This window comes from Vibrio sp. SCSIO 43136, from assembly GCF_023716565.1.
GTDB lineage: Bacteria > Pseudomonadota > Gammaproteobacteria > Enterobacterales > Vibrionaceae > Vibrio.
Genome location: NZ_CP071848.1, coordinates 1,108,049 through 1,133,473, shown reverse-complemented (window position 1 = coordinate 1,133,473; position 25,425 = coordinate 1,108,049). Strand labels below are relative to the sequence as shown.

The following is a 25,425-nucleotide window of genomic DNA, read 5'->3' as shown; positions in this document are numbered from 1 at the left end:
ACAATATAAACTATAGGGTGTAATAAGTTTTCATAGGGAAAGCGACCTTGCGCCGCCTTCCCTAGGGCGTGTTGACCTTTCGAGGTCAACACGCCCTAGTATGAGGTGAATCAGACTTTGAACTGCCCCACAAGGTCTTGTTGACGGGTGGAGATAGCGGACATTTCTTGGCTCACTCGCTCTGAAGATTCGGCTTGATTCAGAATCTGCTCACTGAGATCTCGAATATTGGCAACATTTTGATTCAGCTCAGTAGAAACCGATTGCTGCTCCTCTGCCGCTTTCATAATTTGGCTGTTCATATCATTAATTGCGCTGATTGCCGTAAATATAGACTCTATCTGTTCAACCGCCGCCTCTACTTGATGAGACGTTTTCTCTGCCATCTGACTCCCTTCAGAGATCGCATCGACGACGTCTTTAGTGCCTTGCTGAACTTGAGAAATTACTTGATGAATTTCTTTAACTGATTCTTGAGTTCGACTCGCTAGATTTCGAACCTCATCGGCAACCACGGCAAAGCCTCGACCTTGCTCCCCTGCCCTTGCTGCCTCAATGGCTGCATTGAGGGCGAGTAGGTTAGTCTGCTCAGAAATACCTTCGATCACAGTAAGTGTCTCGGTGATGTTTTGGTTGTTGTTTGCCAACTCCTGAACCACAGGAACAGCGCGAGACATGCGCTCGACCAGATCATTCATTTCTTGCGCAGAGCTAGAAATAACCTCCTGACCTTGCTTGGCAGCCTGATTTGCTTCCGTTGCTGAATCTACCGCAATAGCCGCATTTTGCACCACCAACGCCGCTGTTTGGGTTAGCTCCTCACTGGCGGTAGCGACCAAGTCCACTTCCTTAAACTGAGCATCACTTGAACGGTGTGTCTCTGAGGCCGCTTGCCCAGCTTGAGCACTAGTGCCACCAATATCGTGAGACGTCGCAACCACTTCTTTGATCGTGACTTGAAGCTTTTCTAAAAACCGATTGAACCCGGTTGCGAGCTGACCAATTTCGTCTTTAGAATTGACCTGTAAACGTTGGGTCAGATCCCCTTCTCCCGAGGCAATATCATCTAAGCGTGCGACCACCTCTCTGATCGGTTGAACCAATTTAAAAGAGCTGCCTGCAATGACAACCAAACCAAGCACTATCATTACGACGCCTACGGTTAGCTCCGTCAAAATTGCGCCTTGGTTACGCTCTGAAATGACGTTATCTAGGGTCATTGCATTGGCGACAGCACTGCTTCTTGGTACTTCAATTAATACGCCCCAGTATTGGTCTGCTACAGCAACTGGCGAATAGACCGCTAACCACTCTCCATCGGCACTCCAATCGGTTTTCACGCTGTGGTTAGCAAGGTAGTCTGATATTTGATTGTTGCTTACCGTATCCGATTGGAAAGGTTGGCCTATTGCGGCTTCCGGGTCATCACTAGCAATACGTTGGCTGTCATGTGATAGCAAAGCCACCTTGCCTGTGCCACTAAATATCTGGGCATCAGACTTTAGTACAGCTTGCTGCAATGCATTAAGCGACAACTCTAGCCCTAAAACACCCACGACCTCATCATCAACTAGCAATGGCACCGATATCCCTGCAAGCAGGGTTTCAACGCCTTGCACTATGGTTGTTTGAGGACTAGCTACACAAGGTGCCAAACTTTGTCTAACACAGGTAAAACGAGATGCATTGCCTGCTTTATTTAATTCACCTTTCGACAAAGTCACTTTTTCTATATCGTCATTTTGCCCAACGAAGCTGTAAGTAGCGAACTGACCGACGTCGTTAGAGCCGACGTAATCCGCTCCATGGTAGTTGCTATCTTCTCCGTCGAGTGCATCAGGGTCGAAAACGAGGTAAACCCCCAATACAGAAGGAAAACGTTCAACGGAGCGATAAACCATTTCCGTTAATGCGGTACGCAAATCTTCCGATGGAGTAAAGTTATCTTCTGCATTGGCTTTTAAAAACAGTGCATTCTCAGCGAGCATTTCTGCTCGATAGGTCGCTTCATCAAGGTAAGTTTTAAGCTCAGCGGCATTATTTTGAGCGGTACCGATAAGAATTTGCTGTGACTGCTCGATCACCGATGCAGTACTGTGTTTGAGAGTTTCTTCTTGGCTTGAAAGTGCATTAAATACAGAAAAGCCCACAAGAAAACAGGAGGTTACCACTAAGCTCAAGCCAGCAAGTAACGTTATCTTCCAGTGGACGGACATTCCAGAATTGGATCGCATAGGGTACATCTCCTTGTATTGCGATTAGCAGCGCATCCTAAGCTGCTGAAACAAGGCTAAACCTAGTTGGTGAAGCGACTATGTATAACAAATTGTTTAACCTTAACAATTTAGCAATATCTATGCTGATTATCTAGTCGAGCCAGTAATAAAACCTCGTTATGTCCATGAGTTATAGGTTTATCAATGGAAAGCTTGCGCTGGCTATGGCTACGTAAAGCACTTGCTACTCAACTTGCGCAGTCACAACACGTCCCATTCCAAACTCTTGTTGAATGCGATCTTTGAGCCACTGACAAAAGAAATTCACTTTAGCGTGTCTATTGTGGTGCGTAATCATGTAGTAACCCGACTGAGCGACTAAGGTCTCCCCCTTTACCTTAATAACCGAACCTTCAGCTACCGCTCGACTTGCCACCAGCGAGCGAACCAACGCCAACCCCATCCCACTTTTTACCGCTTGAACCACCAAGTAAGCATCTGGCAGTGTGAGGGATTTTTTAGGTAAATGAGACGCTAGCCCATTTTTCTCTAACCATTGGCCCCAACACTCATCGGAACCAGGCATCGCAACCGAACTGAGTTCGCCAAATCGGCCTTGGCTAATTGCCTCTTTGTGCTGCTGATAGTATTCAGGGCTCGACACTAACACCCACTCCTCCTGAAACAGCTTTTCGGCTACGGTTTGGGGAGAGCTAACAAAACTATCGGTAATTTCAATATCGGTATGACAACAAGGAGCAGCCGATGGTAACTCAGTGGTTTGTATATCAAGATGAATGAAGGGAAAGCGATGACTGAAGTCTTGCAGTTTCGACAACAACCAAGAATGACAAATGCAGCGACTCACGCAAATTCGCAACACGCTCTCTTCTTGCTTGCCGAATAAGCTTTGGGTGTGGTGCTTAAGTTGTTGAAGTGTGTTCGACACCACGGGAAGATATTGCAATGCACGATCAGTGAGTAGGACACCTCGTTTGCTTCGCTCAAACAATTGAACCCCCAAAAAGGATTCCAATGCTTTAAGTTGCTGACTGACTGCGGCTTGGGTAACACACAACTCCCTAGCAGCAGCCCCAATAGAGCCAGAATTCGCCACGGTTTCGAACGCAATGAGTGCTTTAAGCGGTGGTAACATACATATCCCCCTAGAATTGGAGGATGAATTTACTTAGTTTCGATGTCAAAAATGCTTCACTAAAATGACAAATCGATGACGCCCCCCTATTTAAAGCGTTGAAAAATAATACTTATTCATACAATTAATCAAGCAAATGATTTCGGGGGAATTAGTGCGATACCGACGTTGAAAAGACATTGATAATAACAGTGCCAGCCAAAATCAATACTATTCCCAGTAACGCATAGACATCCAATTTTTGCCCATACATTAACCAACCAAATGCAGCGACCAATACAATGCCTGCACCACACCAAATAGCGTAAGCAACACCAAGAGACATACTTTGTACCGTTACAGACAGCATATAAAAGGCAATAGCATAACCGACTAGCACGCCAAGCGTGGGTAACGGTTGGGTAAACTGTTGAGTCTTGGGTAATAGTGAAGTGGCAAAGACCTCACAAACAATCGCAATGGCCAGTGCCAGAAATGGGGGGATCGCAGTCAACATGGTACCTGAACTTAGTAGATGGTGGAGGCAATGTGACAAATTGTCATGACATAAATATGACGACTATAAACTCTTCGAAATCGAATGGCTATCAATCAAAACGAGGTTTGCATGCGAACGTAAGCCACCTCAGACTTATAAAAAGTGTCACTGACGACCCGCAAACCAAATTTTTGATAAAACCTGACCGCCGTTTGGCGAGCATCACACCAAAATCCCTCAAAACCTTTCTGCTTCGCCTCCATGAGCAAATACTGGAACATTTCTCCACCAATCCCTTGCCCTTGAAACGTTTCTAGCGTGGCAAATTTACGCAACCTAACCTGATGTTCATCTGCAAACAACGACGCAACACAAACCAATTCATCATCAATAAACACTCCATAGTGATAAGCATGCTGATCTTCATCTAAGATGCAAAAAGAGGCAGGTTTGTGCGGCCAAAGTACTTGACGACGCACTGCCACCGTCTGCTCAGCACCAATTGCCCTAATGATTCGATTGTCTCTCAAGCAACTCTCCTTAATTTCCTATCGCCGACTCGCAAACTCGCTGATTTTATGACTATAATCATGCACTCATTGCGGATCATCGCAACATGAAAGTAAAGGATAAAACAATGAAAGTCATCAGCTTCAACATTAATGGCCTACGCGCCCGCCTTCATCAACTTCAAGCGGTGATCGACAAACACGACCCAGACGTAATTGGACTGCAAGAGATCAAAGTTCACAATGATGCATTTCCGGTCGAAGACGTTGAAGCGATGGGTTACAAAGTCTACTTCCACGGTCAAAAAGCGCACTATGGTGTGGCTATGCTGTGTAAGCAAGAACCTGTAAAAGTTCAGTACGGTTTCCCAACGGATACTGAAGAGCATCAAAAGCGAATGATCATGGCGACTTTCGAAGGGGAAGATGGTACTCAAACCACGGTACTAAATGGTTACTTCCCACAAGGTGACAACATCAGCCACGAAACCAAGTTCCCGTACAAAGAGCAGTTCTACAAGGACTTGATGACCTATCTTAATCAGCACCACAGCAATGAAGAACAGCTTGTCGTGATGGGCGATATTAACATCAGCCCAATTGATGCCGATATCGGCATCGGCGAGCCTAACCGTAAACGCTGGTTAAAAACGGGGAAATGTTCTTTCCAACCGATTGAACGTGAGTGGCTGCAAACTTTATTGGATTGGGGCTTTGAAGATACTTTCCGCAATCTTCACCCTGAGGTTGATGACAAGTTCTCGTGGTTTGATTACCGTTCAAAAGGTTTTGATGACAACCGAGGCCTACGCATTGACGTTATCCTTGCCACGCCTTCTCTGGCTGCAAAGTGTGTTGAGTCGAGCATTGACTACGAGCTCCGAGGCATTGAAAAGCCATCCGACCACGCTCCTATCTGGTCAACATTTAAATAAAGCAAATCCCCGAGTGTTGGCTCGGGGATTTTTACATTCTCATTCAAAACTTAGCTGAGATACGCAGTTTGCTCATCACGAATCTCACTACGAACGACTACGATAGGGGTCTACTATAAGCAAGGAAGCGTTTCTCAGCCCACTTAAAACACCATAAGATGATGAAAGTTAGAGACATATAGAAAAGTCCTGCGGTGAGAAAAGACTCGAACGGTGCGTAGTAACGCGAATTTACCAAACGTGCTGCCCCCGTTAGATCCAAAATGGTCACGATGCCAGCCACCGCCGAACCATGGAGCATGAAAATCACTTCGTTACTATACGCTGGCAGCGCACGGCGCAATGCTGATGGCAATATGATACGACGATAGGTCATAATGTTGCTCATACCATACGCTTTGGCCGCTTCGACCTCACCTTTCGGCAAACCATTAATTGCACCACGGATAATTTCTGAAGTGTACGCAGAAGTGTTTAAAACAAAGGCAACTAACGCACAGAACCAAGCGTTCTCCCACAAGGTGCCAACCACAGGAAAGAACTGGTCCATTCCGTAATAGATGAGATACAGCTGAACCAATAGTGGCGTGCCACGGAAGAAGTAGATAAATGCCCAACACGGTCCTTTGAGCAGCCAGTTTTCACTATTGCGAGCAATAGCCACGGGAATGGCTATCAAAAGACCGATGATCAATGACAAAGTCACCAGCCATGCTGTAGTCCATAAGCCTTCGAAATAAATTGGCAAGCTTTCGATAATAAGAGAAAAATCCATTTCATTTACCTCGTATGAATCGAATATTTGCGCTCAACGACTTTTAACAAGCCAGTTGATACTGCGGTTAAAATCAAGAAGATCACCGCAACCGTCATGTAGAAAGTAAATGGCATTTTGGTAGAACCAGCGGCTAGGGAGCTCACACGCACCATATCTTCTAGTCCGATAATCGACACCAACGCCGTTGTCTTGAGTAGTACTAACCAGTTATTACCAAAGCCAGGAATTGCATGGCGAATCATCTGAGGAAGCAAGATACGTCTAAAAGCCATGACACTGCTCATTCCATACGCCTTTGCCGCTTCCATCTCACCACGGTCAACGGCAAGAATCGCCCCGCGGAAAGTTTCTGCCATATATGCGCCAAAAATGAAACCAATCGTAAGCACACCGGCTATAAACGGACTAACGTCGATGTAATCTGGTAGGTAAGAAGTCCACTCATGATCCGGGTTGCTGGAAGTCATCCACTCATTTATCCACTCATTGGCGGAGTACAGACTGTTGTTAAGTAAGATTTGCCCGCCGAAGAAAATCAGCATCATTAGAACGAGGTCAGGAATGCCTCGAATAATGGTGGTGTAAAGGGTGGCAATGGCTCTCGCCCAACGATATGGCGCCAACTTAGCCAGTGCGCCCAACATTCCAAGTACCACTGCAAACAACAGCGATAAAACGGCGACTTCCACAGTCAGCCATGCGCCCTTTAAGATAGCGCCTTCATATCCTTGAAGATCAATCATAGTTATATCCAGCAATACCGCGATCGGATAGAAATAAGAGAGGTCCATGACCCCATAGCCGAAGATTCAGCTATGGGGTTAGGTTAGATGAGGTTAGTCACCGTATACGTCGTAGTTGAAGTATTTAGCGGCGATTTTCTGGTACTCGCCCTTCTCACGTAGTGATGTGATAGCTGCATCTAGCTTAGCTGTAAGGTCTTTGTCTTGCTTACGAACAGCGATGCCCATACCTTCACCGAACCACTTAGGATTAGTCAGTGATGGACCGACAAACTCATAACCTTCGCCACCTGGCTTGTTGATTACGCCTTCCTCAAGTGCTGATGCATCACCTAGCACGGCTTGAACACGGCCATTACCTAGGTCTAGGTAAGCTTCGTCAAAAGAGCCGTAACGTACAATTTCTACGTTTTTGTAGTTGTCAGTGATGTATTTATCGTGAGTTGTTGCGCGTTGAACACCAATTTTAACGCCGTCTAGATTGTCAAAATCAAGACCTGCGCCTTTCTTAGCGATGAATTTGTTAGGGATCTGAGCGTATTTGCCAGTGAAATCTACTTTCTGCTTACGCTCTTCAGTGATAGACATTGCAGCGATGATTGCATCATATTTACGTGCTAGTAATGAAGGAATAATACCGTCCCAATCTTGAGGAACGATCTTACATTTTACTTCCATTTCAGCACACAATGCGTTTGCCATGTCTACGTCAAAGCCTTTCAAAGTACCATCTGACTCTGTCCAGCTAAACGGAGGGTAAGCCCCTTCGATACCAAAGCGCACTACTTTCCAATCCTTTGCTTGAACTGCGCCTGTCATAGCTGTTGCAGCAACGGCAGCTGCCAATAACCACTTTTTCATTTCCATACTCCTGTGATTTAAGTTTTTTATTTTTACTGTTGTGTTGCTGGTTGGCATAGACCAACCATTCAACCTACTAGTAGATTGAAGATATAAACTGTTGAAGTCGCTCTGACTCAGGGTTAGTAAAGAGTTTAGACGGATCCCCCTGCTCTTCCACTAAACCTTGATGTAAGAACATCACGTGATTTGAAACATCACGAGCAAATGCCATCTCATGGGTCACCACCAGCATGGTTCGCCCTTCATCAGCAAGATCACGCATGACGCCGAGTACTTCGCCGACAAGCTCAGGATCGAGTGCAGAAGTTGGCTCATCAAACAACATAACTTCTGGGTCGACTGCAAGAGCACGAGCAATAGCGGCGCGCTGCTGTTGACCACCAGACAAGTGACCAGGGTAATAATCACGACGCTCGTATAAACCCACTTTCTTGAGCAGCATCTCTGCGTTTTCGATCGCTTGTGCTTTTGGTACCCCAAGAACGTGAACTGGAGCTTCGATCACATTTTCCAACACTGTCATGTGCGACCAAAGATTGAACCCCTGAAAAACCATTGCCAAACGAGAACGGATTCGTTGGACTTGTTTTTCATTGGCGGGAAGAGACTCGCCGCGACGATTATTTTTCATCTCGATCAACTCACCGTTAACCCAGATCTCGCCTGCTGTTGGCGTCTCTAAAAGATTGATACAACGTAGGAAGGTGCTCTTTCCGGAACCGGAAGAGCCAATAATTGAAATTACATCCCCTTTGTGAGCTTCAAGGGAAATCCCCTTTAACACTTCGTTCTGACCGAACGTCTTGTGCAGCTCTTTAATATCCAGCGCAGCTACATCCTTCATGCGCATTTACTCCCTGTGTCACTGTGACTAATGGCACTCCGGCCTTTTTTATAATTTTGTTACACGCTAGCATCAAGCAGAATAATGCGCAACATATTATTAACTTATAAACTGTTATTATTTAGCCAATATAACTGAATAGATATTCACAACGCAAGAATATTCTGTCAGAGATCTTTTTTAGTGGATAAAAATAAAGCCTTCCGAGGAAGGCTTTGTAAAAGCAGATATGCAATTAATTCACACCTGCACTCAGAACTTCGACATCCTGCCCCATCAAGCTTATGTATCGCTGTTTTTGAGGTGTCTTCTGGGTTACAGGGCCATTGGCATCATAGAAGTTTGGTACTGTACTACCGATGAGCTGCTGAACATCGATGCTTTGCTCCATAAAGTACGCCAGACTGTCGGTTTGGCTAGCGCTACTAGAGACTTTCGCCAAGCTAACTTCTATGCGGTTGGTATTTGAGTTCGGGTCTAGTGATTCACTTGCGTCGCTGCTCTTCATCAAAGCAACTTCTGAGCCCGGCTCCGAGTATATAGTTTGATAAAACACTCGTGAGTTATTACTGGTATTTGAACGAATATGGGTTCGTTGCGCAGAGAAATCTGAAGCGGTGAAACCACTACTATCCACACAATAGTCAGCGCCAGTAGCACAGGTATTACTATCAATGGTTGCATTCAGTGCCGTTACAGAAGGTGCTGAAAATGTCTTAGCATTACCATCCGCAACACGCATCGCATGATAGTTCCAGCTGTTACTTGTACCGTTTAGCAAGAAAGTCCAACTGCTGAACGGGTCCTGATCAGTAACGAAAGAGTAATCACTGCTGGTTTGGAAGATTGGCTGCCACTCATACACTTCGCTTTTGTATGCAACATCCACTCGATTAGCTAGCGCACTATTTAGCGTTAGGCCACTAAAAGTTATACCTTGCGGAACCACACCTCGGTTGGTTGGAATGACCGAATTTGTACTGGTGTTATTGGTGTTATAGACAAAACTTGAATCGGCAACCCCATAATGAGTCAGTGTTTTCGCCTCATTCGAGGTGTAATCATCAAACAAAGTGACTAACACCGAATCTTGTGCTGGAAGTTCACTTCGAACAGGAACTTTTAAACCAACTGTGCCGCCAGACACGGACGAGTCTATGTAACTAGTCTGATATCTCGCTGTAGAGCTAGATACTTGAATGACATTGATCACCGCATCACTATCTACTGCGGTCTCAGTATGGGCAACGTTCGTAGTATAGCAAGACGTTGACGCAGCCGCTTTTCTACGCACGTTCACCGTCAAATTCGTCATTAATGACTTTTGTACTGCAAACATGTAAATGTCTTGCTGGTTTCCGATCGTACCGTCGAGCTCTTCTACCGAAACAAAGCCATTATCTGGGATATCCGATTGCGTAATTGATACAACACCAGTTGAGCTTGGTGTGAGTTTAGTTTTAACCGAACCATCTGCGTTATGGATGAGAACATTTGTGTTTGTGTTGCCTCGGTAAGCCACAATCTCTTTAGTATTATCACTAGTATCGCTGGCATACACCGCACACGAGGTTGAGTTTTTAGTCACAGAAGCTAGGTGAACCAATTGCCAAGTATATACCGTAGGTGTTGGCGCAGGAGGGTTGTCATTACTCTTACTCGAACTACCACACCCACTCAGTGCCAAAGAAACAGCCGCCATGATCGGCAGCAGCTTGAACGTTGTCATCTTGTATCCCCTAAAAGTGACGCTTAGCGTCAAAATATTTGCGGTTAATTTTATAAGGATATTCAAGCAAATGTCATGCCATTGAGCAGCTTTTGTGGTGTATAAGGCCTTCTTTTACTTTGGGTTACACTTCTTGTTATATAACTTGTAAATAAACCCGACATTAGTGACCCAAATCACATAAATACCTCGAATATCATGTAGCTTTCTTACAAGTAGATACCTAAAGTGATCAAGATCAATCACTGTTATAATGACGATTGATACTCTCATCAGCAATGCAAGATAAGAGCAATAATTTCAAACGAAATCACACCAAAACTTGCAACATGCAACCTTGTGCAATGCTAACTTAAACAAGCAAGGTAATGCTGTTTACTGATTTACTAACTTTCTATATATGAGGAATCTATGTCAGACGTAGTCAAAGACAACGCGGATGAGATTCAGGAAAAAAGCTATTCTGAATTACACCGTCCTGCATCAGAGTTCAAAAGTCGTTCTGATTACCTAGATCACGAACTACAAATCATGAAGCCTCGCCGCTTCAAGTTAAACCTTCCGGGTCGTGATTTCCGTTTTGAGATCGAAGATCTCGTTCCAGCGCTAGCGGGTACTATCGGTATTATCGCGATGTACTCTGCAGTAATGATGTCGTGGGCGGATGGTCTAACTCAAGCTTGGGACCACATTAACCTAGGCAAAGAGTTCGCAATCGAAGTTGCTCGTGTAGAGATGCTTTTCCCTGCCCTGTTCTTCTGTGTATTCGCTTCTGGATTCTTAAACCCTCGTGCAAACCTTGCTGGTAACCACGGGCCAATGATCCCTCTTATCGGCGCTATCGCACTTGCTGGCGCACACCCTTTAGCCCTTGCAATCTTGCTTGGCGTATTTGGTCTGTTACTGAGTTACTTTAAAGGTGGTTCCAAACTAGTTAACCTCACCTCCGAGGGTACGGCTGGTGGCTTACTTATCTTCCTTGGCTTCACGGGGACTATGAGCCAGATCGGTTCGATTCAATCTTGGGCAAGTGGTCTGCAATCAGCTGAGGTTGCTGCAGGCAGCATGGGCTGGGTTGGTCTGATCGTGTTAGGCGTGACCATCGCAATCTACGCATTTTTGGCGAAAATTGGCATGCGATGGCTAGCTATCCCTGTATGTGCGTTCGTTGGTTTACTGATTGCACTTGCACTAGGTGCGGGTTTTGACCTTAAGTTCGAAACTGAAATGGGCCTTCCAAACCTAAACCCTGTTTACTGGTGGGGCAGCACGGAAACAGGCTGGCAGCTTGGTTTGCCAAACATTGAGCACTTCATCGCTTCATTGCCATTTGCAATCCTAGCGGTAGCAATGTGGTCTCCAGATTTCCTTGGCCACCGCATTTTCCAAGAATTGAACTATCCTAAGAAGACTGAAAAAGTTCTGATGGACGTTGATGACACTATGACTATGTGTTCAATCCGTCAAATGGTAGGTACAGCACTTGGTGGTGGTAACATCACTTCATCTTGGGGTACTTACATGATCCCGGCGGCGATCGCTAAGCGTCCAATCCCGGGTGGTGCTATCATTCTAGGTCTACTAGTAATGGCAATTGCTATCCTTGGTTTCCCAATGGACGTAGCAGTATGGCCTCCAGTAATGCGTGTTGCGCTACTCGTTGGTGTATTCTTGCCACTACTTGAAGCTGGTATGCAGATGGTTAAAGACACCAAAGACTCGCAAGCGGCAGGTATCTGTATCTTTGCATCAGTAGTTGCCAACCCTGTACTGGCTTGGGCACTAACAATGTTCTTGGATAATAATGGTCTGATTGGTGATAAAGAGCGTGCATCTCGTCTATCATTTGTCGACAAGATCATCATCCCTGTAGGCGTATTTGTTATCTGTTTAGTTGCAATGCTTGCAGTTGGTATGCTTGAGAGCCAATACGGAATCCCAGCATTCCTTTAATTATGACCAAGATTTGATAAAATTGTTTGGGTGATGTTAACGCATCACCCAAATTTTATCTAGATAGTTTAATGTTTATTGATTTAGTTTAAGGTTTACAAAAATTTTTTATAGTAACCTTGAAATTCTTCGGGAAAATGACAATATGTGTGACCATGCACTACAAGACGTAGTCACACATATTTTCATTTAAAAAAGAGTGTACTGTGCAGTAAGACACTCGCGCTTACTGAATCACGCAGTACGTGTAATTGCTACTAAAAAGGTAGGTATGTCATGGCTGAGCAATTTGCTAAAGCATGGGAAGGTTTTGCTGAAGGTGATTGGCAAAACGAAGTAAACGTACGTGACTTCATTCAGAAGAACTACACTCCGTACGAAGGTGACGAAGCGTTCCTAGTTACAGAAGGTACTGAAGCGACTAACAAGCTTTGGGCTAAAGTAATGGAAGGCATCAAGCAGGAAAACGCAACTCACGCTCCTGTTGATTTCGATACATCTGTGATCTCTACCATCACATCTCACGATGCAGGCTACATCGAGAAAGACCTAGAAACTATCGTGGGTCTTCAGACTGAAGCTCCTCTTAAGCGTGCAATCATGCCAAACGGCGGCGTGCGCATGATCGAAGGTTCTTGTAAGGCTTACGGTCGTACACTAGATCCTCAAGTATCAAAAATCTACTCTGAGTACCGTAAAACACACAACCAAGGTGTTTTCGACGTTTACTCTCCAGACATCCTACGTTGTCGTAAGTCAGGCGTTCTAACTGGTCTTCCAGATGCTTACGGTCGTGGCCGTATCATCGGTGACTACCGTCGTGTAGCTCTTTACGGTATTGATTTCCTAATCAAAGAGAAAGTTGCTCAGTTCCACTCTCTACAAGAGAAGCTTGAGAACGGCGAAGACCTACAGATGACTATGCAGCTTCGTGAAGAGATTCAAGAGCAGCACCGTGCACTAGGTCAAATGAAAGAGATGGCAGCTTCTTACGGCTTCGATATCTCTAACCCAGCAACTGACGCTAAAGAAGCTATCCAGTGGCTATACTTCGGTTACCTAGCGGCTGTTAAATCTCAGAACGGCGCAGCTATGTCTCTTGGCCGTACTTCTACTTTCCTTGACGTTTACGTTGAGCGTGATATCGCTGCTGGCAAGATCACTGAAGTTGAAGCACAGGAAATGATCGACCACTTCGTAATGAAGCTGCGTATGGTTCGTTTCCTACGTACTCCTGAGTACGATGAGCTATTCTCTGGCGACCCAATCTGGGCAACAGAATCAATGGGTGGTATGGGTGTTGACGGTCGTACACTAGTTACACGTACTAACTTCCGTTTCCTAAACACGCTATACACTATGGGCCCAAGCCCAGAGCCGAACATCACTGTTCTATGGTCTGAGCAACTACCTGACGGCTTCAAGCGTTTCTGTGCGAAAGTATCTATCGATACTTCTTCTATCCAGTACGAAAACGATGACCTAATGCGTCCAGATTTCGACAACGATGACTACGCTATCGCTTGTTGTGTATCTCCAATGGTTATCGGTAAGCACATGCAGTTCTTCGGTGCTCGTGCAAACCTTGCTAAGACTCTTCTTTACGTTATCAACGGCGGTGTTGATGAGAAATTGAAGATGCAGGTTGGTCCTAAGACTGAAGCGATGACTGATGAGTACCTAGACTTTGATAAAGTTTGGGCTGGTCTAGACAACCTAATGGATTGGCTAGCGAAGCAATACGTGACTGCACTAAACGCAATCCACTACTCTCACGACAAGTACAGCTACGAAGCAGCGCTTATGGCTCTACACGACCGTGACGTTCGTCGTACAATGGCTTGTGGTATCGCTGGTCTATCTGTTGCTGCTGACTCACTATCTGCAATCAAGTACGCTAAAGTTAAGCCAGTACGTGATGAAGATGGCGTAGCAATCGACTTCGAAATCGAAGGCGACTACCCTAAATTTGGTAACAACGATTCACGTGTTGATGACTTGGCTTGTGAAATGGTTTCTAAGTTCATGGACAAGATCCGTAAACTTAAGACATACCGTGACGCTATCCCAACTCAGTCTATCCTAACTATCACTTCTAACGTGGTATACGGTAAGAAGACTGGTACTACGCCAGACGGTCGTCAAGCAGGTGCTCCATTCGCACCAGGTGCAAACCCAATGCACGGCCGTGACGAGAAAGGCGCTGTAGCATCTCTAACTTCAGTAGGTAAACTACCGTTTGCTGATGCGAAAGATGGTATCTCTTACACCTTCTCTATCGTGCCTAACGCACTAGGTAAAGAAGAAGATAGCCAACGTTCTAACCTTGCTGGCCTAATGGATGGTTACTTCCACCACGAAGCTGGCGTTGAAGGTGGTCAACACCTAAACGTGAACGTTCTTAACCGCGAAACTCTAGAAGACGCAGTTAAGCACCCTGAGAACTACCCTCAGCTTACAATCCGTGTATCTGGTTACGCTGTACGTTTCAACTCTCTAACTGTTGAACAGCAAAAAGACGTAATCGCACGTACTTTCACTGAGTCTCTATAATTTAGAGTCTTACTGAAAAATAAAAGGGTTGGCATTGCCAACCCTTTTTTAATACCTCAAAAACCTATAGCTTAAATTGCTCACAATCTTGGTTTAATGAACTCGACAAGTTATCCACATTAATACTTGTCACCCGCAATTGCTGACTACTCATTTCTACCGATTCCATCGACGTCGATATCTGAGCCATGTTATCTGCCATAGACTGACTGGTTGTTGCTAGCTCACGAATAGATGCAAAAATAACTTCTGTTTGCTGATTCACTTCAGAGACTTTTTCCGTAATACCTTCCAAAGCAGTCATTGCCTCTTGCCCATTATCACGCCCCTTTTGAATAGAGGTTTCCGATGCGGCTATCGAGTCGATCACAGCAGAGCTCTCCTGTTTCATGGTCTCGATGGTGCCAGAGATTTCAGCAACGGCATCAACCGTACGTACCGCTAAGCTTCTCACTTCATCAGCAACTACCGCAAAGCCCCTACCCTGTTCACCGGCTCGGGCGGCTTCTATGGCGGCGTTCAATGCAAGTAAGTTGGTTTGCTCTGCGATGCCATTGATGATCTCCATCACCGAATCGACCTTGGCAGAAGCACCTTCTAAACCTTTGATATGCCCTTCAGCGTTTTTCAACACCGAGGCAACTTCATCAAGTGACTGAATAGCTTGGGTGATAACAGTGCCGCCTTCAGAAGCCGATTGATGCGAACTCTCAGCCACTTGTACCACCAACTCGAGACTGTTGGAAACCTCTTGTGTGGTTACACTCACCTCTTCGGTCGCAGAAGCTAGTAACTGGGTTTGTTGAGAGATATCGCTTTGACTAGCGACCAGGCCATCGACGTTACTATTAAGCTCTTGAGCATCACGAGACAAATCTTGGCTGCCCTGCTGAACATCTCGAACTAGGGTGCCAAGCTTTTCACACGTTTGGTTAATCACAAGCCCCAAGCGATTAAATTCATCTTTCTCATTGCCGCTATCTGTCATGCGTTGAGAAAAATCACCAGATGCCAAAGATTCCATCATAGTCGTAATCGATAGAACTGAGTTGCTGATAGAGCGATTAATCATCAAGAAAATAATAATCGTGAAAGCAGCTAGCACTAAACACGCAATCAACACTGAGGTTTTGACTCCACTCGATGCTTGCTGTGCTGATTGCTGATACTGGTCACTGATATTAGCTAACGTCGACGTTAACTCGCCAATAACCACTTTCACCTTATCTTGATCGGCAAATAACGTCTGCTCAATCGTAATCAATTGGTTAGAGAGCTCAGCAACTCGCTCGAAGTCCTGCTTAAACGCCACAAGCTCTTTTTCATATAAATCAAGCATGGCGTAGGTGTTAGACATGCTTTCAAACATGGCATGAGAACGATTAAACTGCTTCATATTCTCTTCATTAGGTTGAAGAATATAGCCCTGCTGCATCTTAACCATGTTTTGAAAATCTGAGTTTAAGCTAACCATGCCGGTTTCTGCGATTTTTTGTTCAATCACAGCTGCAAGTTGTGCCATCTCGCCCAACTTTCCATCGTCAACATTGAAGCCCATTTCTGAACGGATCTCTAACCATGGTTTGAGTGCATTCTGGTAATCTTTCAACGCTGCCAGCAACTCTCCCCCTTGACTAGATAACCCTGCATCGGACAAAAATGGTTGGTACTCTTCAACCTTATCTGCCACCTTTTGAATCTCAGTGCTTACTGCACTCACTTGGCCTCCACTCATATCATCAAGCTGTGCCACCAGCTGTAGCAACTGGACTTGAACTTGGGATATGGCGGTCACCCCATCTGAAATCTTGCCACTTTGCTGATATTGGCTAGTCACTTTGCCAATACTGACAGTGGTATACGTCGCAAGACTGACAAACCCCAATACTAGTAACCCAAGAAAGAGGAACGACTTCTGTTTTTGGGACAAAGAAAAACTACTCATAAGTTAAACCCACATAGCGAATTTTAGAAAAATGGTACTAAGCTCAAATTGTTATTTTTGGAACGACCTTTCATGAGCACCGAAAATCAGGCAGAACGGTTTTATTTTTTAGCTCAAAGAGCAAAAAACAACACAGTTGTGCAACACATTATTAATATAAATATAATCTATATGGTTTTTCCACTTATTCAGCAGATTAAGTAGTGCTTTGCTACAAAACGCTAACTTGAGCACTTTCTTGGGACATAAATCTATAAATTCTTTATAAACAGAACGTTAGATAAATGAATTCTGATACCTCGTGACGAGTACCCAAGACTCAAATGCTTGATAAATCTCATTCTTCATTTCAATGGTTGATGTCCGCAAATTGACGAGAAAATTGGCTTTAAATTTTTTGGCTCAACTGATGATATTTAGCCCAAATCGGCTAGGTGAAGGGCGGGAAATGTAATAAAATGACAGCAAAAATAAGATAAGAGAAAAGTTCATGTCTACAACTGGTCGTATTCACTCTTTTGAGTCATGTGGTACTGTCGACGGACCTGGCATCCGCTTTATTGTATTTCTACAAGGCTGTTTAATGCGTTGTAAATACTGTCACAACCGAGATACTTGGGATCCAAAGGATGGACGCGAAGTTACTGTCGAAGAGATCATCAATGATGCTAAGTGCTACAAGCACTTTATGAATGCGTCTGGTGGTGGCGTGACATGTTCAGGCGGTGAAGCCATGCTTCAACCTGAGTTTGTACGAGACTTTTTCAAAGCAGCCAAAGCAGAAGGCATGCACACTTGCCTAGACACCAACGGTCACATTCGTAAACACACCGATGTGGTTGATGAAGTTCTAGAGCAGTCCGATTTGGTGATGCTAGATCTTAAGCACATGGATGATGAAATCCATCAAGACTTGGTCGGCGTATCCAATAACCGCACACTCGACTTTGCTCGTTACCTGCACAAATTAGGCAAAACTACCTGGATTCGTTACGTGGTTGTCCCAGGTTACACCGACTGTGAAGATGCCGCTCATAAACTCGGAGAGTTCATTAAAGATATGGACAACATTGAGAAAGTTGAGATGCTGCCATATCACAAGCTCGGTGCCCACAAATGGGAGGCTCTCGGCCATGAATACCCGCTTGATGGTGTTGAGCCTCCTTCAAAAGAGACCATGGATAAGCTTCAAGCAATCTTGTCTCAATATCACGATAACGTGAAATACTAGCTTCTCTACAAAGACCAGCCAAAGTGCTGGTCTTTTGCTCTATAGTTTGCGCATAATCTATTCAAACTCATTCAACAATAAGCGACTTTGTGAACGATTGGCAGTGGATCGCAGGCATTATCGTCTTGCTAACGGTATTCAAGTGTAAGCAAGATATTAAGCAACACTTTATTCCAAAGCTTAAAAATGACTCAAGTTTCCAGAAAGTGACGGGTATTGTCATCGCTGGGATTTTTCTGCTTTGGCAAGCCAACGCTGGTATCTATCAAGGATTAGAAGTGCATTTCTTAGGTTTAACCGTATTGAGCCTGATGTATGGCTGGCGAATCGCATTTATCCTGGTATTGACCATCCAAAGTGTTAGCTACGCCTACCATGGTTTCTCCGACCCATTTTTCCTAAGTGATGTCGTACTCAGTGGCCTGATTCCAATTCTCATCACCTACACTGTATTCCTACTCACCTACCGCTACTTACCCAAAAATGTGTTTGTGTTCATCTTTGTCGCAGGCTTTTTCAATGCAGGGCTCACAGGAAGCTTACATATTCTGTTTCGTGGAGGGTTCTACCTAATCAGTGACCAATTTGGTTGGGAAATAATTGCCGATAATTACTTCACTTTAATCCCATTGCTTATCTTCCCAGAGGGGTTATTAAATGGCATGAGCCTTGCGCTACTGTGCGTCTATCGACCAGAATGGTTAAGGGTGTTTAGAGATCGAGACTACCTCTACACCTCAAAAGACTAATTCATGGCAAGTAGCACAATATTTATGTAGTTTTTCGATCAAACTGCATTAAAACTGTGTTGAGATCATGTTTCACCAAGGAAAACTCCTGTTAATCTTGTTGCCAGACAACAAAAATATAGTGAGGCCAATTATGGAAATGACTAACGCTCAACGTTTGATCCTATCGAACCAGTACACTCTTATGTCACAACTGGATCCAAACAACTCTGCAAAATACAAACGACTACAGACGATTGTTGAGCGTGGCTACGAGCTGCAAATGACGGAGCTAAACAAAGATTTTGGCTGCCTAGTAGAAGACCAGTGCCGTGAGATCATCAACATCATGGAGATGTACCACGCTATGCAAGAGTCATACAAAATGCTCGATACCGAAGCACAAAAAGATGTCGACGCTCGCCGCTTAACTTTCTTAGGTTTTGATATTGCAAGTGAATCACAACAAGTGAACTACGTGCGCTTCCTAGTCGACTCTGAAGGTCTTTACCCTCAATTTGACAAGGGAGACCACCACTTTAATGCTCAAATGCCAATGCATGACAAATACCGTCGTATGCTTCGCACTTGGCAAAACTGTCCTCGTCAGTACCACTTGTCATCTGCAGAATTCCAACAAATTTTTAATGCCTAACTCTCACTAGACTAGGTAATAAATCATCAATGGAGTCCACGTGGCTCCATTTTTTATTCTGCCAAAAAATCATCTACCGCTAGAATTAACAGCTTCCTGACAATATTGTTTAACATCGCACATAGTATGGATTCAACTTTCTCAATCGGCTGTTAAATATAATGAAAATTAAGCATATTCTAGGTCTTTCTATTGCATCGATTTTAAGTGTGGGCTGCGCCTCTACGGAGGGTGGTCCTTCTTTTGCTGACTCCATGATGAGTCACATGGTAGGCGACATGAAAATCTCTTACCTTGAAGAACCAAGCATGAACCGTATGATGTCGTTGAGCCAAACTAATGACTCGACTAATCAGCAAAGTCAGTACCATAAAAAAGTTTACCTCTACAGCTACAGCCCTTGGAACGGCCACCGCTTGGGAAGCGAATTCCCAGCGTTTCGTGGGGAAAATATTTATGGCAAAGATGCCTATGAGCAAAACCACCTGCTAAAGCAAGAAGTCGTTAAGAATGCAACGTCAGTGATCCTGCAAGAAAATGGTCTTTATCGCCAAGGTTTTGCTTCGTCTGCTGAATACAAACTAGCAGTCGATGTTACCGATTACTTTTCTGAAACTATCGTAGAGTCAGCTCTAGAAGAGAATCTAGAAAATGGCCTTAATACGGGCATCATTGTGCACTTCACTCTGACCAACAAGGCTGATGAAGTCGTTATTGATAAAACAGTAAAACACATGATCAACACGCCTATCGAGCGCACTGACACGTTTAGTATGAGCATGGACATTAACTTCGATAAGCGTTACCCGTACACGCAACCAGAAATCAAGTACACAAATTACGAAACCAAAGCGCTGCAAGAAGCTATCCAGCAGTTCATTGATGAAAACCTGATTTAATTCCAGTTTTATCACTATAACTCTATGAAAGTGTGCGACCTTTTGCGGTCGCACACTTTTTTGTGCTTTATAAGCGACGATTTCTTCAAACTATTCGCTACTAACGACGTATATTTTCAGTGTAAGCCTCCAAACGACAGCGTCAATTTTGCCTTTCATCTCTGGTCATCTTGTTACCAATTGTTAAATAAACATCGAAAAATTAAGCAAAATTCCAAATCACTGTCTAATCTTAAGAGGTGAATGACGTGACATTTCGCTGTTTGTTAATGCCAATGCCTTGCTCAGGCTCATAAGTGGTAGCGCTAACCACAATGGCTAGATGAGTAACTTTGGTATCTGTACAGGTTTAGAGGGGTATTTCGCTATGAGCATTTTTGACCACTACCAGGCACGCTACGAAGCAGCCAAGGAAGAAGAGCTATCAATTCAGGACTTTTTGTCACTGTGTAGAGAAGATAAAAGCGCCTATGCCAATGCGGCAGAACGTTTGTTACTTGCGATTGGAGAGCCGGAAATCATCGATACGGCCCTTGACCCGCAACTGTCTCGCATCTTCTCTAACCGAGTCATTTCTCGTTATGAGACATTTAAAGATTTCTACGGTATGGAAGACGCCATTGAGCAAATTGTTTCCTACCTCAAACACGCCGCTCAAGGGCTAGAAGAACGTAAGCAGATCCTTTATCTACTGGGTCCAGTAGGTGGGGGTAAATCATCTCTGGCTGAAAAGCTCAAAGCACTGATGGAAAAAATGCCTATCTATGTGCTTTCGGCAAATGGTGAACGCAGCCCAGTCAATGACCACCCGTTCTGTTTGTTTGACGTCAACGAAGACGGCGACCTGCTCAAATCCGAATACGGCATCGAGAAGCGTTATGTACGCTCCATTATGTCTCCTTGGGCAGCAAAACGCCTGCATGAATTCGGTGGAGACATATCTAAATTCAAAGTCGTCAAAGTACGTCCATCCATTCTTGACCAGAGAGCGATTGCGAAAACTGAGCCGGGAGATGAAAACAACCAAGACATTTCATCTTTGGTAGGTAAAGTCGACATCCGTCAGCTAGAACACTTCTCACAAGATGATCCTGATGCATACAGCTATTCAGGTGCCCTATGTCGAGCTAACCAAGGTCTAATGGAATTTGTAGAGATGTTCAAAGCACCAATTAAAGTGCTTCACCCTCTATTGACTGCAACCCAAGAAGGCAACTACAACGGTACAGAAGGGCTGTCGGCGCTGCCATTTGACGGCATGATTTTGGCGCACTCCAATGAATCCGAGTGGCAAACTTTCCGCAATAACAAAAACAACGAAGCATTCCTTGACCGTGTGTACATAGTGAAGGTGCCTTACTGTTTGCGAGTATCAGAAGAGACTCGTATCTACAAGAAACTGCTTGATCACAGTGAGCTCTCTCTTGCCCCTTGTGCACCAAGCACATTGGACATTCTTTCACAGTTCAGCATCCTTTCTCGCCTTAAAGATCCAGAGAACTCTTCGATCTACTCTAAGATGCGTGTTTACGACGGTGAAACACTTAAAGATACGGACCCTAAAGCCAAAAGCTATCAAGAATACCGTGACTATGCAGGTGTTGATGAAGGCATGTCCGGTCTTTCAACCCGTTTCGCATTCAAGATCCTGTCGCGAGTATTTAACTTTGACCAGTCCGAAGTGGCTGCAAACCCTGTTCACCTGTTCTACGTGATTGAACAGCAGATCGAGCGTGAGCAATTCCCGCAGGATGTTGGTGAACGTTACCTTGAATTCTTAAAAGGATACCTAGTACCAAAATACGTTGAGTTTATTGGCAAAGAAATACAAACCGCTTACTTAGAGTCTTACTCCGAATACGGTCAGAATATCTTTGACCGTTATGTCACCTACGCCGACTTCTGGATTCAAGACCAAGAGTACCGCGACCCAGAAACTGGTCAACTGTTCGACCGCGCAGCACTAAACAACGAACTGGAGAAGATCGAAAAGACTGCTGGCATCAGTAACCCTAAAGACTTCCGTAACGAGATCGTCAACTTCGTGCTTCGTGCTCGAGCTGGGAATAACGGTCAGAACCCAATTTGGACCAGCTATGAAAAACTTCGCACCGTGATTGAGAAGAAAATGTTCTCGAACACTGAAGAGCTGCTTCCAGTGATTTCATTTAATGCAAAAACGTCAACAGACGACCAGAAAAAACACGACGACTTTGTCGCTCGTATGATGGAGAAAGGCTACACCAAGAAACAAGTCAGATTGCTCTCTGAGTGGTATTTGCGCGTTCGCAAATCCTCTTAACAGGAAGCGGTAAGGACAAGTGTCTTGGTTAGTCACCAAGGCGACCAAGACACTTTGATGTTTCAAAGGGAGTAACTTATGGCGCAATTTATCGACAGAAGGCTCAACGGCAAGAATCGCAGCACGGTGAACCGTCAGCGTTTTCTTCGTCGTCACAAAGAGCAAATTAAAGAATCCGTCGCTGATGCAGTAAATCGCCGCTCCATCACCAACACCGAAACCGGGGAAGACATTGCTATCCCTAACAAAGATATCAATGAGCCCGTGTTTCACCATGGACAAGGTGGTGTGCGAGATAGAGTGCATCCGGGGAATGACCAATTTTCTCCTGGTGACAAGATTGAACGCCCGAAAGGTGGTGGTCAAGGTGGCGGTGCTGGGGAAGGCGAAGCAAGTCCTGATGGTGAAGGACAAGACGAATTTGTATTCCAAATTTCAAAAGATGAGTATCTGGATATTCTTTTTGAAGATCTAGAGCTTCCCAACCTACGCAAAAACCAAGTAGCCAAAATCACTGAGTGGAAAACACATCGAGCAGGCTATCAAACTGCGGGTATCCCATCCAACATTGCGGTAGTACGTTCACTTCAGCAATCACTCGCTCGTCGAACAGCGATGACTGCTGGCAAAAAACGTATGCTGCAAGAGATGGAAGAGGAACTGGCTCGAATCGAAAAAAACGAGCCTGCTCAACCGTTGCAAGAGAACAAGCTAAAACTAGAAATTGAAGAGCTTCGTAACAAAATCAAAAGTGTCCCATTCATCGATACCTTTGATTTGCGCTTTAAAAACTACGAAAAGCGCCCGGTACCTTCTAGTCAAGCGGTGATGTTTTGTCTGATGGATGTGTCAGGTTCCATGGACCAAGCTACAAAAGACATCGCTAAGCGATTCTATGTACTGCTGTACCTATTTTTAAATCGCACCTATGAAAATGTCGAGGTGGTTTTTATACGCCACCATACACAAGCAAAAGAAGTAGATGAACACGAGTTTTTCTACTCCCAAGAGACGGGTGGCACCATAGTGTCGAGTGCTCTCAAGCTAATGGATGAAATTGTCAAAGATAGATATCCAACCAATGAGTGGAACATCTATGCAGCGCAAGCTTCAGACGGTGACAACTGGGCAGATGACTCACCACGCTGTAAGGAACTGTTGGTCAATAACTTGCTACCCAATTGCCAATACTATTCCTACATCGAAATCACCCGTCGCTCGCACCAAACGCTCTGGCATGAGTATGAAAAGCTCACTGAAGCATTCGACAACTTTGCAATGAAAAACATTCGTTCAGTGGAGGATATTTTCCCAGTCTTTAGAGAGCTATTTGCCAAAGAGCAAGCATAGGGAGATGCGCTATGACAACAAAAACAAAAAAGAAGCAGCACACTGCGCTGCCTGACGGACCGGATTGGACCTTTGAACTGCTTGACCGATACCACAAAGAGATCAAGCGAGTCGCTGAGCACTACCGCTTAGATACTTATCCAAATCAGATCGAAGTGATCACTGCCGAGCAGATGATGGACGCTTACTCTAGTGTCGGCATGCCAATCAACTATCACCATTGGTCTTTTGGTAAAAAGTTCATCCAAACCGAACAGAACTACAAACATGGCCACATGGGTTTGGCATACGAAATCGTAATTAACTCCAATCCATGTATCGCTTACTTAATGGAAGAAAACACCGTTACCATGCAAGCACTGGTAATGGCGCACGCAAGTTACGGCCACAACTCTTTCTTCAAAGGAAACTACCTATTCCAGACATGGACTGACGCCAGTTCCATTGTCGATTACTTGCTGTTTGCTCGAAACTATATCTCCGAGTGTGAAGAAAAGCACGGGGTGGAAGAAGTCGAAAAGCTGTTGGATTCCTGCCACGCATTAATGAATTTTGGTGTGGACCGCTACAAACGTCCTGAAAAAATATCGATAGTTGAAGAGAAAGCTCGGCAACGTTCTCGAGAAGAGTACCTGCAATCTCAGGTCAATGAATTGTGGCGCACGGTACCGAAATCGGCGGAGAAAGAAGTTCAAGAGCGACCTAGGTTCCCTTCTGAACCACAAGAGAACATTCTTTACTTCATAGAAAAACATGCACCACTGCTTGAGCCATGGCAGCGTGAAATAGTGCGTATCGTGCGAAAGGTAAGTCAGTATTTTTACCCACAAAAACAGACTCAAGTTATGAATGAAGGATGGGCGACTTTCTGGCACTACACCATCCTCAACCATCTCTATGACGAAGGTCTAGTGACGGAGCGTTTTATGCTGGAGTTCCTGCACAGCCACACTAACGTCGTCATGCAACCGGCATACAATAGCCCTTACTTCTCGGGCATCAATCCTTATGCATTAGGGTTTGCGATGTTCCAAGATATTCGACGCATTTGTGAGGAACCTACAGAAGAAGATAAGGAGTGGTTCCCAGATCTTGCGGGTAGTAACTGGCTTGAGGCGGTGCATTTTGCCATGCATAACTTTAAAGATGAAAGCTTCATCGCCCAGTATCTAAGCCCGAAATTGATGAGAGATTTCAAACTGTTTGCGATTACTGATGACGATCGGAAGAACTACGTTGAAGTGTCTGCCATACATAATGAAACAGGTTATCGAGCGGTTCGAGAAACCTTAGCTTCTCAATACAACTTGAGTAGCTTGGAGCCAAACATTCAGGTATGGAATGTGGATGTTCGTGGTGACCGTTCGTTGACACTGCAATACGTGCCGCACAATCGAATTCCATTGGATAAAAGCCACAAAGAGGTGTTAAAGCACATGTACCGCTTGTGGGGTTTCGACGTTAGGCTTCAACAGCAATGCGAAACAGGTGGCACAGAAATCTTAAGTATGTGTCCAGAAAGAGAAAACTACTCATCACAGATATAAGTTACCTTTG

Annotated in this window: 20 protein-coding genes; 10 read left to right on the top strand and 10 right to left on the bottom strand. The window is 44.7% G+C overall.

Annotated features, from left to right (window positions below; genetic code table 11):
• Nucleotides 1-110: 110 nt before the first annotated feature.
• The 4 genes from J4N39_RS05350 to J4N39_RS05335 all read right to left on the bottom strand — a co-directional run bounded on the left by J4N39_RS05350 (nt 111) and on the right by J4N39_RS05335 (nt 4,380).
• Nucleotides 111-2,234, bottom strand: a complete 2,124-nt coding sequence (locus J4N39_RS05350) for a methyl-accepting chemotaxis protein (protein ID WP_252022787.1) — start codon at nt 2,232-2,234, stop codon at nt 111-113.
• 226 nt (nt 2,235-2,460) lie between these two features.
• On the bottom strand, nt 2,461-3,372 hold the full coding sequence (locus J4N39_RS05345) for a LysR substrate-binding domain-containing protein (RefSeq protein WP_252022785.1): 912 nt from the start codon (nt 3,370-3,372) through the stop codon (nt 2,461-2,463).
• A gap of 151 nt (nt 3,373-3,523) precedes the next feature.
• Complete coding sequence (locus J4N39_RS05340) at nt 3,524-3,868, bottom strand: DMT family transporter (protein ID WP_252022783.1); 345 nt, start codon at nt 3,866-3,868, stop codon at nt 3,524-3,526.
• Between the two features lie 95 nt (nt 3,869-3,963).
• Nucleotides 3,964-4,380, bottom strand: coding sequence for a GNAT family N-acetyltransferase (locus J4N39_RS05335; RefSeq protein ID WP_252022781.1), 417 nt, complete (start codon nt 4,378-4,380; stop codon nt 3,964-3,966).
• Between the two features lie 107 nt (nt 4,381-4,487).
• On the opposite strand from J4N39_RS05335, the gene xthA reads away from it, so the two are divergent.
• On the top strand, nt 4,488-5,294 hold the full coding sequence (gene xthA / locus J4N39_RS05330) for an exodeoxyribonuclease III (protein WP_252022779.1): 807 nt from the start codon (nt 4,488-4,490) through the stop codon (nt 5,292-5,294).
• A gap of 97 nt (nt 5,295-5,391) precedes the next feature.
• Here xthA and J4N39_RS05325 read toward each other — a convergent pair whose 3' ends face one another.
• The 5 genes from J4N39_RS05325 to J4N39_RS05305 form a co-directional block, all read right to left on the bottom strand.
• Entirely contained in the window at nt 5,392-6,069 is a 678-nt protein-coding gene (locus tag J4N39_RS05325; RefSeq protein WP_252022777.1) for an ABC transporter permease, read from the bottom strand.
• Nucleotides 6,070-6,074: 5 nt separating this feature from the next.
• Entirely contained in the window at nt 6,075-6,815 is a 741-nt protein-coding gene (locus J4N39_RS05320; protein ID WP_252022776.1) for an ABC transporter permease, read from the bottom strand.
• A gap of 93 nt (nt 6,816-6,908) precedes the next feature.
• Complete coding sequence (aotJ, locus tag J4N39_RS05315) at nt 6,909-7,676, bottom strand: L-arginine-binding protein AotJ (RefSeq protein WP_353505605.1); 768 nt, start codon at nt 7,674-7,676, stop codon at nt 6,909-6,911.
• 76 nt (nt 7,677-7,752) lie between these two features.
• Nucleotides 7,753-8,523, bottom strand: a complete 771-nt coding sequence (locus J4N39_RS05310; protein ID WP_252022771.1) for an ABC transporter ATP-binding protein — start codon at nt 8,521-8,523, stop codon at nt 7,753-7,755.
• Nucleotides 8,524-8,758: 235 nt separating this feature from the next.
• Nucleotides 8,759-10,252, bottom strand: coding sequence for a hypothetical protein (locus J4N39_RS05305; RefSeq protein WP_252022769.1), 1,494 nt, complete (start codon nt 10,250-10,252; stop codon nt 8,759-8,761).
• A 411-nt stretch (nt 10,253-10,663) separates the two neighbouring features.
• Here J4N39_RS05305 and J4N39_RS05300 point away from each other — a divergent pair, with 411 nt between their 5' ends.
• Nucleotides 10,664-12,205, top strand: a complete 1,542-nt coding sequence (locus J4N39_RS05300; protein WP_252022767.1) for a DUF3360 family protein — start codon at nt 10,664-10,666, stop codon at nt 12,203-12,205.
• A 276-nt stretch (nt 12,206-12,481) separates the two neighbouring features.
• Nucleotides 12,482-14,758 carry a formate C-acetyltransferase gene (gene pflB, locus J4N39_RS05295; protein WP_252022765.1) on the top strand — a complete coding sequence of 759 codons (2,277 nt, stop codon included), beginning with the start codon at nt 12,482-12,484 and terminating at the stop codon, nt 14,756-14,758.
• Nucleotides 14,759-14,822: 64 nt separating this feature from the next.
• Here pflB and J4N39_RS05290 read toward each other — a convergent pair whose 3' ends face one another.
• Complete coding sequence (locus J4N39_RS05290) at nt 14,823-16,703, bottom strand: methyl-accepting chemotaxis protein (protein WP_252022763.1); 1,881 nt, start codon at nt 16,701-16,703, stop codon at nt 14,823-14,825.
• A 490-nt stretch (nt 16,704-17,193) separates the two neighbouring features.
• Between J4N39_RS05290 and pflA the strand changes: the two genes are divergently transcribed.
• The 7 genes from pflA to J4N39_RS05255 all read left to right on the top strand — a co-directional run bounded on the left by pflA (nt 17,194) and on the right by J4N39_RS05255 (nt 25,415).
• A complete protein-coding gene (gene pflA, locus J4N39_RS05285; RefSeq protein ID WP_252022761.1) occupies nt 17,194-17,934 on the top strand; it encodes a pyruvate formate lyase 1-activating protein in 741 nt (246 codons plus the stop codon).
• Nucleotides 17,935-18,023: 89 nt separating this feature from the next.
• A complete protein-coding gene (locus J4N39_RS05280) occupies nt 18,024-18,683 on the top strand; it encodes an energy-coupling factor ABC transporter permease (RefSeq protein ID WP_252022759.1) in 660 nt (219 codons plus the stop codon).
• A 133-nt stretch (nt 18,684-18,816) separates the two neighbouring features.
• On the top strand, nt 18,817-19,317 hold the full coding sequence (locus J4N39_RS05275) for a YfbU family protein (RefSeq protein ID WP_252022757.1): 501 nt from the start codon (nt 18,817-18,819) through the stop codon (nt 19,315-19,317).
• A gap of 161 nt (nt 19,318-19,478) precedes the next feature.
• Entirely contained in the window at nt 19,479-20,216 is a 738-nt protein-coding gene (locus J4N39_RS05270) for a hypothetical protein (protein ID WP_252022754.1), read from the top strand.
• 367 nt (nt 20,217-20,583) lie between these two features.
• Nucleotides 20,584-22,518 (top strand): PrkA family serine protein kinase, encoded by a 1,935-nt coding sequence (locus J4N39_RS05265; RefSeq protein ID WP_252022742.1) that lies wholly within the window; start codon nt 20,584-20,586, stop codon nt 22,516-22,518.
• A 78-nt stretch (nt 22,519-22,596) separates the two neighbouring features.
• Nucleotides 22,597-23,868: a YeaH/YhbH family protein gene (locus J4N39_RS05260; protein ID WP_252022740.1), complete on the top strand. Its 1,272-nt coding sequence runs from the start codon at nt 22,597-22,599 to the stop codon at nt 23,866-23,868.
• An 11-nt stretch (nt 23,869-23,879) separates the two neighbouring features.
• Nucleotides 23,880-25,415: a SpoVR family protein gene (locus tag J4N39_RS05255; protein ID WP_252022738.1), complete on the top strand. Its 1,536-nt coding sequence runs from the start codon at nt 23,880-23,882 to the stop codon at nt 25,413-25,415.
• Nucleotides 25,416-25,425: the final 10 nt, after the last annotated feature.